The following is a 12,530-nucleotide window of genomic DNA, read 5'->3' on the forward strand; positions in this document are numbered from 1 at the left end:
TGTTGTCCGTTGTACCGCCCTCTCTGTCCTTTCTGTGGGGGTGGGGTTTTTTTCTTTTTCCGAAAAAAAAGGGGACCAAACCCCCCCCCCACAACGCTCTTCGGGGCTCAGCCGCGGGCGGCGATCGCCTCGGCGAGGCCGGAGGCGTCCAGGTAGTCGTCCCACCGGTAGCCGATGAGCTTCTCAACGTGCGGGCGGGCCAGCGCGACCTGGCGGTCGAGGGTCGCGAGGTCGCTCGGCGCGCGGTCGCCGACCTGCCCCGGCGGCCGGAACACCTCGACGTTCGCCCACACGGTCGCGCCACGGACCTTCGCCGCCTCCGCGTAGAGCGTCGCCGTTGAGCCCGCGTACGCGTCGCCGTACGTCGTCCCCCCGACGATGCCGCGCAGGTCCGCCCGCACCGGCTGGTCGCGGTCCTCGGGCCCGAAGACGCCGACCCGCCCGGTGCCGCCGCCGTCCTGCGGGGCGAGCACCATCCGCAATCCCGCCGCGGTGTCCGCGATCCGCTGCAGGGCCGGGCGCACGGCCGCGACCCGGACGCCGCCGTCACGACGCAGGTCCGCATAGGGGCTGACCACCACCCGCTGCTTGTCGCGCGGCAGCCGGAACCCGACGATGCGGTGCTGCAGCTCGTACACCCGCAGGTTCGGCGCCCAGGAGGCCTCGTCGGTGAAGACGGCGGTCTCGAGCGACTGGTAGACGCCGGCGAACGCGTCGCGCGTCCCGTACCGGGCGTTCCACCCCGCGAGCACCCGTGCCGTGAAGCCGCCGAGCGTCTGGGTGTACGAGTCGTCGGCGACGTACGGGGCCTCCGGGTCGGGCGCCGGCTTCGGCAGGCCGAGGAACACCGACATCCCGAAGCGCTCGGCGTCGGCGACGAGCAGCGAGTCGGCGTCCGTCGCCGACGCCGCGTGCGCGACCACCAGGTCGTACGTGCGGCTCGGCGAGTCGCAGTCGCTGTACCCGCCCTCCACCGGCAGCAGCCACCAGGTGAACGTGCCGTGCGCCGTCGTCGTCCGGCCGTCGCGGCCGGGACAGAAGATCGCGGCGTCGTCGAACGTCGCCTTCGCCGCGTACGTGTAGACGTGCCGGACGGTGCCCCCGCCGGTGCGGGCGACGGCGTGGTCGTACCCGTCCTCGCCGTCGACGGCGAAGCCGGCGAACCGCTCGTCGTCCGCGCCCGGGCGCAGGTCGGCGGGCGAGGCCGGGGTGAGCTCCGCGCCGAACGTCACCAGGGTGTCCGCGCCGATCGCGTACGCCCCCTGGACCTTGGCCCGCGTCGCGCAGCGGTCCGGGGTGGTGAGCACGAACCAGCCCGTGACGGCGGAGGACGCGCGGACGGCGCGGTCGGGCCGGTCCAGCCGCCCGCCCCCGGGGCACACCGGCGCCGCGCTGGGGGACGTGCTCGGGGACGCACCCGTGGACGGGGCCGTGGACGGCGCGGGTGCGGCAGACGAGGCCGCCGGCCCGCCCGCCGGGGAGCCGGCGTGCGGCGGACCGCAGGCGGCGAGCCCCACCAGCACGGCGAGCGCCGCCAGGACGGCGGCAACCGGGGACGGACGCGGGACGGGCGACGCCATCCGGTTACTTCACGGTGGCCGGGAGCACCTCGAGGTCGTCGGCGTGCTCCTTGACGTAGCTGCCCGCCTCGTCCTTCGCGATCGCCTTCATCAGCGGGTCGAACCGCTCGCGGTCGAGGACGACGATCGACTGCCCGTCGTCGCTGCGGCCGGTGCCGGAGTACGGCGCGGTCATGAAGTCGACGTCGTTGGTGGCCAGCCCGCGCGCGCTCATGTAGAGGTTGCGCATCCGGTCGATGGTGAACCCGTCGTCCGCGGCGACCGACTTGCTCACCGTGGTGAAGAACTGGCTCATCATGCCGACGTCGTTCCGGTTGTTGTTGACCTTGGCGAGGATGGCGCGCATCCAGTTCTGCTGCCGCTGGACGCGGCCGAAGTCGCCGTTGTTCAGCCCGTGGCGCTGGCGCGTGTACTTCAGCGCCTCCTCGCCCGACATCATGTGGACGCCCTTGGAGAAGAAGACCTGCTTGCCGTCGCCGATGTCCTCCGGGACGCGGATGCGCACGCCGTCGAGCGCGTCCGTCATCGACGTGAAGGACTCGAAGTCGGTGACCACGAAGTGGTCGATCTTCACGCCCGTGAGGTCCTGGACCGTCTGGATCATCAGCGACGGGCCGCCGTAGGAGAAGGCCGCGTTGATCTTGGCCTCGCCGTGCCCGGGGATCGGCACCCAGGAGTCGCGCGGGATCGAGACCACCTGGGCGCTCTTCCGGTTCGCCGGGAGGTGCACCAGCATGATCGCGTCGGTGCGCTGCGCGCCGGCCTTCCACTGCCCCGGGTCGCCGGCGGAGATCCGGCTGTCCGAGCCCAGCACGAGCAGGTTGACCGCCTCGGTCTCCTCCTCCGCCTCCGGCGGGGACGAGACCTCGGCGAACGGGTCGCCGATCCGCTCGATGTTGCCGTCCAGGCTGTGCTGGAACCACCACGCCGCGCCGAAGCCGCCGGCGGCGAGCAGGAGCACCAGCACCCCGACGACGGCCAGCGCGCGATGGCTGCGGCGCGCCTCGGTGCGGGCGTGGCGGTACGGGGCGTCGGCTCGGCTCACAGGGCGGGATCCTACGGGCCCGGTCACGGAGAAGTTGTGTTCCGCTCGTGAGACTTCCCGCCGTACCATTCGCCGGGTGCGCCGCCGCAGAGCCGCGGGCACGGCGAGCGAGACGAGAGGCAGCACCATGCACGGCACCGGGGCGACGTCGTCGTCGAAGCGCTCCCGCGTGCTGCTGGTCACGCACCACTACCCGCCGGAACACGGCGCCCCGCAGCGGCGGTGGGACACGTTGACGCCGCGCCTCATGGACGCGGGCGTCGACGTCGCGGTCCTCGCCCCTCCCCCGCACTACCCGAGCGGGCGGCTGCAGGACGCGGCCGCCGACCACCGGCCGGGGTCGGTCTCCTTGGGCCGGCACGGCGAGCGCGTGGTCCGCACCCGGTTCCGCCCGCACGCCGCCGACCTGCTGTCGCGCACGGTGGACCAGGCTGTGGCGGCCGCGAGCGCCGTCGTACTGGGCCTGCGGCACTTCCGGCAGCGGGCCGAGCGGCCCGACGTCGTGGTCGGCACCGTGCCCGGCATCCCGTCGATGTTCGCCGCGTGGCTGCTGGCACGGCTCCTGCACGCCCGCCTCGTGATCGAGATGCGCGACGCGTGGCCCGACCTCATCGAGCCCAGCGGCGTGCTCGACGCTCGACGCTCCGCCACCTCCCGCGCCCTCGCGGGGGCGCGCGCCCTCGTGCATCGCGCGGTGACGCGGCTCCAGGCGCGCGCGGACGCCGTCGTCACGACCACCGAGACGTTCGCGCAGGTGCTGCTCGAGCGGGGCGTGCGCCGCGTCGCCGTCGTGCGCAACGGCACGTCGTTCCAGCCCCTGACCACCGACGACGCCGCGGGCCTGTCCGACGACGGCGGGGCCCCGCCAGCCCGGCCGCTGCGCGTCGTGTACGCGGGCACGGTGGGGCGCGCCCAGGACCTGCAGTCGGTGGTGCGCGCCGCGGCCCAGGTGACCCGGCGCGGCCTGCGGCTCGACGTCCGCATCGTCGGTGCGGGGGCGCGCGTGCCGTTCCTCGAGGACCTGGTGGCCGAGCTGGACGCGCCGGTGACATTCGTGGGGTCCGTGCCGCACGACGAGATCCGCCGCTACTACGCCTGGGCGGACACTGTGGTCGTGTCGCTGCGCGCCTGGAAGCCGCTGGAGTGGACGGTGCCGTCGAAGCTCTACGAGGTGATGGCGTCGGGCGCGTACGCCACCGCGTGCGTGGCCGGCGAGGCCGCCGCCCTGGTGCAGCGCTCCGGCGCCGGTTCCGTGGTCCCGCCCGGCGACGTCGACGCGCTCACCGGGCTGTGGTCGGGCTGGGCGGCGTCCGGCGACGTACCCGTCGCCGACCCGCGCGCAGCGGAGTGGGTGGCACAGAACGCGGACGACGACACGCTCGCCGCGCGGTACCTCGACCTGCTGCACGAGCTCACCGACCCGGACGCCCGATGACGCGCGTGCGCGAGCTGGCCCGCAACGCGCGCTTCGCGGCGTCCTTCGTGGGCGGTGCGCTGCGCACCGACCCGGCGTGGCTGGTGCTCCAGGCGGCGCGGCGCACCCCGGCCCGGGTGAGCGCCGTCGTCGTGCCGTGGGTGGAGCGGGCGCTGGGCGACGGCACCTCCGGGGAGGCCGGTCGACTGCGTGCCGCGTGGCAGGACGGCGACGTGGCCGCTCTGCGCGCGGCCGCCGCGACGACGCGTGCCGGGCGCCGTGTCCGGGCGTCCCTGCTGGGGCAGGTGGCGGACCTCGAGACCGTCTCCGACCCCGATTCGTCTCGGGATGCGGACGGTTTCCCGGGGCGAGCGGGTGAAAAATTGCCGCGAACCGGACCGGGTGAAATCTCGGCCGGTTCCCACGCCCCCGTCGCGGTGCACCACCACCTCACCAACTCGCTGCCGCACACGCAGAGCGGGTACACGCTGCGCACCCACGCCATCCTCACCGCGCAGCGCGCCGCGGGTCACCCCGTCACCGCGACCACCCGCGCGGGCTACCCGCTGATGATCGGCGCGCTCGGCGCCCGCGGCGCGGACGTCGTCGACGGGGTGACGTACCGCCGCCTGGTGCCGCGGTCGCTGCCCGCCGACCACCGGCGCCGCGCCGCGGACGGCGTCGACCTGCTGGCGCGTACCCTCGACGCCGCGCGCCCCGCCGTCGTGCACGCCACCACGCCGTGGACCACGGGCGACGCCGCCCGCGCCGCCGCCGCGCGGGTCGGCCTGCCCTGGGTCTACGAGGTGCGCGGGCTGCCGGAGGAGACGTGGGCCGCGTCGCACCCCACGCCCGAGGGCCGCGAGCGCGCTGCCGCCTCGGAGCGGTTCGCGCTGCTGCGCGCCCGCGAGACGGACCTCGCGCTCACCGCCGACCACGTCGTCACCCTCAGCGGCACGATGCGCGACGAGCTCGTCGGACGTGGCGTGCCTGCCGAGCGCATCACCGTGGTGCCGAACGCCGTCGACGCCGCGCCGCTGGGCCCCGCACCGTCGACCGCCGAGGCGCGCTCCGCACTGGGCCTGCGCACCGCGCCGTTCGTCGTCGGCACCGTGAGCAGCGTCGTCGGCTACGAGGGCCTGGACACCGTGCTGCGCACGGTCGCCCTGCTGCGCTCGCGCGGAGTCGACGTGTCCGCGCTGATCGTGGGCGACGGCGTCGACCGGCCGCGGCTCCTGCGGCTCGCCGGCGAGCTGGGGCTGGGCGAGCACGCCCACCTGCCCGGCCGGGTGCCGCGGGACGTGGCGCGCACCTACCTCGCCGCCCTGGACGTCGTGCTGGTGCCGCGCCGCCCCGACCGCGTCACGCGCCTCGTCACGCCGCTCAAGCCCGTCGAGGCGATGGCCCTCGGGCGGCCGGTCGTCGCCAGCGACCTGCCCGCGCTCGACGAGGTGCTCTCGCCGCTCGAGCCCTCGCGGGCGAGCGGCGGCGCGCCCGCCGGCGTGCTCGTGGCCCCCGACGACGTCGAGGCCTGGGCCGACGCCGTCGCGCGCGTGCTCGACGACGCCGACCACCGCGCCGCGCTCGTCGACGCCGGCCGGCACGTCGCCGCCGAGCGGACCTGGGAGCGGCTCGTCGGCCGTTACGCCGACGTCTACGCGCGGATCACGGCACACTCGTAGGGACCGCACCGACGGAGGGACTGGCAACGATGCGCGGAATCATCCTGGCCGGCGGCAGCGGCACCCGGCTGCACCCGATCACCCTCGGGGTGAGCAAGCAGCTGGTACCGGTCTTCGACAAGCCGATGATCTACTACCCACTGTCAACGCTGCTGCTCGCGGGCATCCGCGACGTGCTGGTGATCACGACGCCGCACGACGCCGAGCAGTTCCGTCGGCTGCTGGGCGACGGGTCGCAGTTCGGCATCTCGATCTCCTACACGGTGCAGCAGGTGCCGAACGGGCTGGCGCAGGCGTTCGTGCTGGGCGAGGAGTTCATCGGGTCGGACGCCGCGGCGCTGGTGCTGGGCGACAACATCTTCTACGGGCAGGGGCTGGGCGATCAGCTGCAGAAGTACACGTCCGTCGACGGCGGCGCCGTGTTCGCCTACCGGGTCGCGGACCCGACGGCGTACGGCGTGGTCGAGTTCGACGCCGACGGGCGCGCCGTGTCGCTGGAGGAGAAGCCGGCGCAGCCGAAGTCGAGCTACGCCGTGCCCGGCCTCTACTTCTACGACAACGACGTGGTCGAGATCGCCAAGGGCCTGGAACCGTCGCCGCGCGGCGAGTACGAGATCACCGACGTCAACCGCGCCTACCTCGAGCGCGGGGACCTGCACGTGGAGGTGCTGCCGCGCGGCACCGCCTGGCTCGACACCGGCACGTTCGACTCCCTGCTGGAGGCGTCCGACTTCGTCCGCACGATCGAGCGCCGCCAGGGGCTCAAGGTGGGCGCGCCCGAGGAGGTCGCGTGGCGGCGCGGCTTCCTGTCGGACGACGAGCTCCGCGAGCGCGCCGAGAAGCTCACCAAGTCCGGCTACGGCACGTACCTGCTCGGGTTGCTCGAGCAGTAGCCCGCCGACGACCGGACGGGCTCAGGCCAGCACCTCGGCCGCGGCGGCGTCCCAGCGCTCCGCCCAGTCGCCGATGGGCGCGACGCCGGCGGCCGCCAGGGCGCCGTGGCCGAGCACGGAGAACCCCGGCCGCGGTGCGGGGCGGACGAACGCGTCGGACGTCGTGGGCTCCAGCGGGGTCGTCAGGCCCGCGGACGCGAGGATGCGGCGGGTGAACCCGAACCACGACGTCCGGCCCGACGCCGTGCCGTGGTACGTCCCCGCCGGGGCGTCCGCCTCGACGAGCCGGACGATCAGGTCGGCCAGGTCACGGGTCCAGGTGGGTTGGCCGACCTGGTCGTCCACGACCGCGAGGCGGTCGTTCTCGGCCCCCAGGCGCGCCATCGTCCTGGGGAAGCAGCCCCCGTGCGCCCCGTACAGCCAGGCCGTGCGCACGGTCAGGTGGTCCGGCGCCTCCGCGCGCACGGCCCACTCCCCCGCGGCCTTGGTGCGCCCGTACGCCGACACCGGCGCGAGCGGCGCGTCCTCGGCGTAGGGCGCGGTCGCGGCGCCGTCGAACACGTAGTCGGTGGACACCTGCACGAGGCGAGCACCCTCCTGGTGCGCGGCCCGCGCGAGGTGCGCCGCCCCGGTCGCGTTGACGCGGAACGCGTCGTCCTCGTGGGCCTCGGCGTCGTCGACCGCCGTCCACGCCGCGCAGTTGACCACGACGTCGGACCCGCGCACCGCGGCCAGGACGGCGTCGGCGTCCGTGACGTCGAGGTCTGCCCGGCCCAGCCCGACGACGTCCGCGCCGCCGTCCCGGAGGCGAGCCAGGAGGTCGGTGCCCAGCATGCCCGCGGCGCCGACGACCAGCCAGCGTCGGGACGCGGGGGTGGCTGGCGGCACCGTCGTGGTCTCGGTCACCATAGGATCCTACGGGCCACCCCATCCTCGACACCCGGCCGAGACCCGCGAAGGAGCGCCCCGTGCAGATCCGCGAGCTGGCCGTCCCCGGCGCCTACGAGATCACCCCGCAGCAGCACGGCGACCCTCGCGGCGTCTTCCTCGAGTGGTTCAAGGCCGGGCCGTTCGCGGACGCCGTCGGCCACCCGCTCGACCTGCAGCAGGCCAACGCCTCGGTGTCCGCCGCCGGCGTGCTGCGCGGCATCCACTTCGCCGACGTCCCGCCCGGCCAGGCGAAGTACGTCACCTGCGCGAAGGGCGCCGTCCTCGACGTCGTCGTCGACGTCCGCGTCGGCTCGCCCACCTTCGGGCGGTGGGACTCCGTCCTGCTCGACGACGTCGACCGCCGCGCCATCTACCTGGGCGAGGGTCTCGGGCACGCGTTCATGTCCCTGGAGGACGACTCGACCGTGCTCTACCTGTGCTCCGCCGGCTACGACCCCGGCCACGAGCACGGCATCCACCCCCTGGACCCCGAGGTCGGCATCGAGTGGCCCACGACGGCGCGCGACGGGTCGCCCCTCCTGGCTCAGCTGTCCGACAAGGACACCGCCGCCCCCCGCCTCGCCGAGGCGAGGACCCAGGGTCTGCTGCCCACCCTCGACGGCGTCCAGCACTACCTCGCGTCGCTGCGCGCCTGACGCCGCGCGGCCCCTACTGGCCGCTGCGGGCGTACTTCGCCTCCACGGCCGCCTTGGCGGGGCGCCACCAGACCTCGTTCGCCCGGTACCAGGCGACCGTCGCGGCCAGGCCGGAGCGGAAGTCGGTGAACTGCGGGGTCCAGCCGAGCTCGGTGCGCAGCTTCGTGGCGTCGATGGCGTAGCGCAGGTCGTGCCCGGGCCGGTCGGCGACGTGGTCGAAGTCGTCCGCGTCGCGCCCGAACAGCTCGTTCAGGGTGCGGACCACCTCGAGGTTGTTCGTCTCGCCGTCGGCGCCGATGAGGTACGTCTCCCCGACGCGGCCGCGGTCGATGATCGCCCACACGGCGGTGTTGTGGTCGTGGACGTGGATCCAGTCGCGCACGTTCAGCCCCGCCCCGTACAGGCGGGGCCGGATCCCGTCGATGAGGTTGGTGACCTGCCGCGGGATGAACTTCTCCACGTGCTGGTACGGGCCGTAGTTGTTCGAGCAGTTCGAGATCGTCGCCTCGATGCCGAACGAGCGCACCCAGGCGCGCACCAGCAGGTCGGAGCCGGCCTTCGTCGACGAGTACGGGCTCGAAGGGTTGTACGGCGTCGCCGGCGTGAACTTCTCGTCGCCCTCCAGCGGCAGGTCGCCGTACACCTCGTCCGTCGAGATGTGGTGGTACCGCACCCCGTGGCGGCGCACCGCCTCCAGCAGGGTGAACGTGCCCACCACGTTGGTCTGCACGAACGGCGACGGGTCCGTCAGCGAGTTGTCGTTGTGCGACTCCGCGGCGAAGTGCACGACGACGTCCGCGTCCGCGACCAGGCCGTCCACCAGCTCCGCGTCGGTGATCGACCCCTGCACGAAGCTCACCCGGTCCGCGACCGGGTCCAACGACGACCGGTCCCCGGCGTACGTCAACGCGTCCAGCACCGTCACCACGGCGTCCGGACGCTCCGACACCGTCTGCTGGACGAAGTTCGCCCCGATGAACCCGGCGCCGCCGGTGACCAGAACGCGCATGAGACCTGAACCCATCCGTGGAGGGACGACCGGCTCAGCGCCGGCCGAGAGCACGATACTGCCAGCCGCTGCCGGTCCACGCGGCGCGGTCCAGGGCGTTCCGTCCGTCGAGGATCGTGCGCTGCGCGACGAGCGTCCCCACCCGCTCCGGGTCGAGGTCGCGGTACTGCTTCCACTCCGTGAGCAGGAGGACGGCGTCCGCGCCGGCGAGCGCGGCCTCCAGGTCACGCTCGTAGTGGAGGTGCGGCTGCTTGGCGCGGGCGTTGTCGATGGCCTGCGGGTCGTGGACCGTGACGACCGCGCCCAGCTCGGACAGGCGGGTCGCGACGTCGAGGGCGGGCGAGTCGCGGACGTCGTCGCTGTCGGGCTTGAACGCGGCGCCGAGCACCGTGACCTCCGCGCCGTCGACCATCCCGCCCAGCACCTCGGACGCCAGGTCGACCATGCGGGTGCGGCGCCGCACGTTGATGGCGTCCACCTCGCCCAGGAAGGCGACCGCGTCGCCCGCACCGAGCTCGTCGGCGCGGGCACGGAACGCACGGATGTCCTTGGGCAGACAGCCCCCGCCGAAGCCGAGGCCGGCGTTGAGGAAGCGCCGCCCGATGCGCACGTCGTGGCCGATCGCGTCCGCGAGGCGCGCGACGTCACCGCCCGCCACCTCGCACAGCTCTGCCATGGCGTTGATGAAGGAGATCTTGGTGGCGAGGAACGAGTTGGCGGCGACCTTCACCAGCTCGGCCGTCGGGTAGTCCGTGACGATGCGTGGCACGCCCGCGGCGAGCGGTCCGGCGAAGACGGCGTCGAGCGCGGCCACGGCCCGCTCCCCCGCCGCGCCGTCGGGCACGCCGTAGACGAGCCGGTCCGGGTGCAGTGTGTCCCGCACGGCGAATCCTTCGCGCAGGAACTCCGGGTTCCAGGCGAGCACCGCCCCGGGTTGCGCCGTCGCGACGACGCCCGCCAGGCGCTGCGCGGTGCCCACGGGGACGGTGGACTTGCCCACCACGATTTCACCCGCTCCGAGGTGCTCGACCAGCTCGCCGACCGCGGCGTCGACAAAGGCGAGGTCCGCCGCGGGGCTGTCCTTCCGCTGCGGCGTCCCGACGCACACGAAGTGCACCTTCGAGCCCGCGACGGCCGCCATGTCGGTCGAGACCGTCAGCCGTTTTGTGGCCGTGACCTGCGACAACAGGTCGTCCAGCCCCGGCTCGAAGAACGGGGCCTTGCCCGCGACCAGCGCGTCCACCCGTTCGGCGTCGACGTCGACCCCCACGACGTCGTGCCCGAGATGGGCCAGGCTCGCCGCGTGCACCGCGCCGAGATAGCCCAGACCGATCACCGAGATGCGCATGCGACTGCTGCCCTTCGCCAGGCGTCCATAGGGACTGAGGCGCGCCACATCGCGCCGGGCTCACTCTAGGATGCGGGGCGATGACGTACGAGGCTGGTGTTCACCAGGGCGCGGAGACGCGCCCTGCCGACCTGTATGCCGAGCTCTTCGGCAAGCAGGCCTCCACCCTCGAGGTCGTCTCCACTGGCAGGCTCTCCCAGGTGGGCGCCCGGCCCCCGATCCGCACCTACCTCGCGCAGCTGTGGAAGCGGCGGCACTTCCTCTGGGCCGAGGCGCGGGCCAAGGTCACCAGCGGCACGCGCGAGACGCTGCTCGGACAGGCGTGGCTGGTCATCAATCCCATGCTCAACGGGTTGGCGTACTACCTGATCTTCGGTCTGGTGCTCGGGGGCAAGGGCGGGATCCCCAACTTCCTGGGCTACCTCATCATCGGGGTGTTCCTCTTCCAGTTCACCACCCAGTGCGCGTCCGGCGGCGCGAAGTCCATCGCCAGCGGACGCAACCTCATCCGGGCCTTCACCTTTCCCCGGGCGTCTCTGCCGATCTCCGTCGTACTGCGCGGCGTCCTCAACCTCGCTCCGACCCTCGGTGCCATGTTCGTGCTGATTCTGGCGCTGCCCGAGCAGGAGCATTGGTCCCCAGCCGCCGCCCTTTTCCCAGCGGTGCTCGTGCTACAGGTCCTGTTCACCACCGGGCTGGCTCTCCTGCTCGCACGCGCAGCCGCCGCACTGCCCGACCTCAACCAGCTCATCAGTGTGCTGATGCGGTTCTGGCTGTACGGCTCGGCGGTGTTCTTCTCGATCGAACGGTTCGAGAACTACCCGTGGATCGTCGGGATCATGGAGGCGAACCCGATGTACATGGTGCTCGACGCCGCGCGCGACACCTTGCTCTACGGCGTCGTGCCGGCGATGTCGACGTGGATCGGGCTCGGTGCCTGGTCGATGGGTGTGCTCGTGGTGGGGTTCCTCGTGTTCTGGCGGGCGGAGGAGTCCTATGGCCGCGTCTGACCTCGCCGTCGCCGACCCGTTCGCCCAGGCCACGGTCGCTGTGCAGGACGTCAGCGTCCGCTATCGCGTGCCCTCGACGGACGCCGCCGAGCGCAAGCGGCGCGTCAATCCGGTGGTCCGAGCCGCGCGCACCGTGCTGGGCAACGATCCCAAGGTGCTGGTGCGCGCCCTGTCGGGCATCTCGTTCGTCGCGAAGTCTGGCGAGCAGATCGGGCTCGTCGGGCAGAACGGCTCCGGCAAGAGCACCTTGCTGCGGATCATCGCCGGGCTGGAGAATCCCGCCAAGGGGCGCGTGCTCGCCGAGAGCACGCCTGTGCTCATCGGCGTCAATGCTGCCCTCGTGCCCGACCTCTCGGGCGAGGAGAACATCCGGCTGGGCTGCCTCGCCATGGGACTGACGCCGGCGCAGGCGGAGGCCGCCGTCCCCGAGGTCAAGGAGCTTGCGGGTCTCGGCAAGTCGATCTACCTGCCGATGAAGACGTACTCGTCCGGCATGGGCGCCCGCCTGCGCTTCGCGATCGCGACGGCATCCAACCCGCACATCCTCCTTATCGACGAGGCCCTCGCCACCGGCGACGCCGCTTTCAAGGAGCGCAGCGAGGCCCGGATGCAGGGGCTCCGCAAGAGCGCCGGGACGGTGTTCCTGGTGTCGCACGCAGCGCAGACCATCGAGGAGACGTGCACCCGAGCCATCTGGCTCAATCACGGGCGGCTGGTGCTCGACGGTCCGGCCGAGGACGTCGCGCTGCGCTACCGCAAGTGGGCTTGGGCCATCGCCAAGGACAAGCCGGACGAGGCGAAACAGATCATCGAGACTGCTTTCACCGAGCGCGAGCAGACCACCGTCCGGGTAGAGGAAGCGCGGTCCTCCCGCCGATACACTTCCCGTCACGTGAGGCCGCCGGTGTCGTCGCGGCGCCGCAACCAAGGAGACACGAAATAGTGGTTACCACGCGCCCGCGC

At 73.1% G+C, this 12,530-nt stretch carries 11 protein-coding genes; 6 read left to right on the top strand and 5 right to left on the bottom strand.

Annotated elements, in window-relative coordinates; translation table 11 throughout:
* Window positions 1-107: 107 nt before the first annotated feature.
* Together ACFCZN_RS09405 and ACFCZN_RS09410 are read right to left on the bottom strand one after the other, a co-directional pair.
* Entirely contained in the window at window positions 108-1,580 is a 1,473-nt protein-coding gene (locus ACFCZN_RS09405) for a DUF4434 domain-containing protein (protein ID WP_430556592.1), read from the bottom strand.
* Between the two features lie 4 nt (window positions 1,581-1,584).
* Entirely contained in the window at window positions 1,585-2,625 is a 1,041-nt protein-coding gene (locus ACFCZN_RS09410; RefSeq protein ID WP_430556593.1) for an LCP family protein, read from the bottom strand.
* A 76-nt stretch (window positions 2,626-2,701) separates the two neighbouring features.
* Between ACFCZN_RS09410 and ACFCZN_RS09415 the strand changes: the two genes are divergently transcribed.
* Genes ACFCZN_RS09415 through rfbA form a run of 3 tightly spaced genes read left to right on the top strand, consistent with a single transcriptional unit; the run spans window position 2,702 to window position 6,614 of the window.
* Complete coding sequence (locus tag ACFCZN_RS09415; protein WP_430556594.1) at window positions 2,702-4,060, top strand: glycosyltransferase family 4 protein; 1,359 nt, start codon at window positions 2,702-2,704, stop codon at window positions 4,058-4,060.
* On the top strand, window positions 4,057-5,721 hold the full coding sequence (locus ACFCZN_RS09420) for a glycosyltransferase family 4 protein (protein ID WP_430556595.1): 1,665 nt from the start codon (window positions 4,057-4,059) through the stop codon (window positions 5,719-5,721). Before ACFCZN_RS09415 ends, ACFCZN_RS09420 begins: the two co-directional genes overlap by 4 nt.
* A gap of 29 nt (window positions 5,722-5,750) precedes the next feature.
* Window positions 5,751-6,614, top strand: coding sequence for a glucose-1-phosphate thymidylyltransferase RfbA (gene rfbA, locus ACFCZN_RS09425; RefSeq protein ID WP_429764347.1), 864 nt, complete (start codon window positions 5,751-5,753; stop codon window positions 6,612-6,614).
* A 21-nt stretch (window positions 6,615-6,635) separates the two neighbouring features.
* Here the strand turns inward: rfbA and rfbD are convergent, their stop codons facing one another.
* On the bottom strand, window positions 6,636-7,523 hold the full coding sequence (gene rfbD, locus ACFCZN_RS09430) for a dTDP-4-dehydrorhamnose reductase (RefSeq protein WP_430556596.1): 888 nt from the start codon (window positions 7,521-7,523) through the stop codon (window positions 6,636-6,638).
* 59 nt (window positions 7,524-7,582) lie between these two features.
* Between rfbD and ACFCZN_RS09435 the strand changes: the two genes are divergently transcribed.
* A complete protein-coding gene (locus ACFCZN_RS09435) occupies window positions 7,583-8,200 on the top strand; it encodes a dTDP-4-dehydrorhamnose 3,5-epimerase family protein (RefSeq protein WP_430556597.1) in 618 nt (205 codons plus the stop codon).
* 13 nt (window positions 8,201-8,213) lie between these two features.
* Here ACFCZN_RS09435 and rfbB read toward each other — a convergent pair whose 3' ends face one another.
* Window positions 8,214-9,209 (bottom strand): dTDP-glucose 4,6-dehydratase, encoded by a 996-nt coding sequence (rfbB, locus tag ACFCZN_RS09440; RefSeq protein ID WP_430556598.1) that lies wholly within the window; start codon window positions 9,207-9,209, stop codon window positions 8,214-8,216.
* A 34-nt stretch (window positions 9,210-9,243) separates the two neighbouring features.
* A complete protein-coding gene (locus tag ACFCZN_RS09445) occupies window positions 9,244-10,557 on the bottom strand; it encodes a UDP-glucose dehydrogenase family protein (RefSeq protein WP_430556599.1) in 1,314 nt (437 codons plus the stop codon).
* 80 nt (window positions 10,558-10,637) lie between these two features.
* Between ACFCZN_RS09445 and ACFCZN_RS09450 the strand changes: the two genes are divergently transcribed.
* Both ACFCZN_RS09450 and ACFCZN_RS09455 read left to right on the top strand, forming a co-directional pair.
* Window positions 10,638-11,567 carry an ABC transporter permease gene (locus ACFCZN_RS09450; protein ID WP_430556600.1) on the top strand — a complete coding sequence of 310 codons (930 nt, stop codon included), beginning with the start codon at window positions 10,638-10,640 and terminating at the stop codon, window positions 11,565-11,567.
* Complete coding sequence (locus ACFCZN_RS09455) at window positions 11,554-12,510, top strand: ABC transporter ATP-binding protein (protein WP_430556601.1); 957 nt, start codon at window positions 11,554-11,556, stop codon at window positions 12,508-12,510. Before ACFCZN_RS09450 ends, ACFCZN_RS09455 begins: the two co-directional genes overlap by 14 nt.
* The last annotated feature ends 20 nt before the right edge of the window (window positions 12,511-12,530 follow it).

This window comes from Isoptericola sp. NPDC056134, from assembly GCF_042264825.1.
In the GTDB taxonomy this organism is placed as follows: Bacteria; Actinomycetota; Actinomycetes; order Actinomycetales; family Cellulomonadaceae; genus Isoptericola; species Isoptericola nanjingensis.

Coding starts and splice junctions, on each gene's coding strand:
- ACFCZN_RS09405 (WP_430556592.1), bottom strand. CDS start 1,580: ATGGCGTCGCCCGTCCCGCGTCCGTCCCCGGTTGCCGCCGTCCTGGCG.
- ACFCZN_RS09420 (WP_430556595.1), top strand. CDS start 4,057: ATGACGCGCGTGCGCGAGCTGGCCCGCAACGCGCGCTTCGCGGCGTCC.
- rfbA (WP_429764347.1), top strand. CDS start 5,751: ATGCGCGGAATCATCCTGGCCGGCGGCAGCGGCACCCGGCTGCACCCG.
- rfbD (WP_430556596.1), bottom strand. CDS start 7,523: ATGGTGACCGAGACCACGACGGTGCCGCCAGCCACCCCCGCGTCCCGA.
- rfbB (WP_430556598.1), bottom strand. CDS start 9,209: ATGCGCGTTCTGGTCACCGGCGGCGCCGGGTTCATCGGGGCGAACTTC.
- ACFCZN_RS09445 (WP_430556599.1), bottom strand. CDS start 10,557: ATGCGCATCTCGGTGATCGGTCTGGGCTATCTCGGCGCGGTGCACGCG.
- ACFCZN_RS09450 (WP_430556600.1), top strand. CDS start 10,638: ATGACGTACGAGGCTGGTGTTCACCAGGGCGCGGAGACGCGCCCTGCC.
- ACFCZN_RS09455 (WP_430556601.1), top strand. CDS start 11,554: ATGGCCGCGTCTGACCTCGCCGTCGCCGACCCGTTCGCCCAGGCCACG.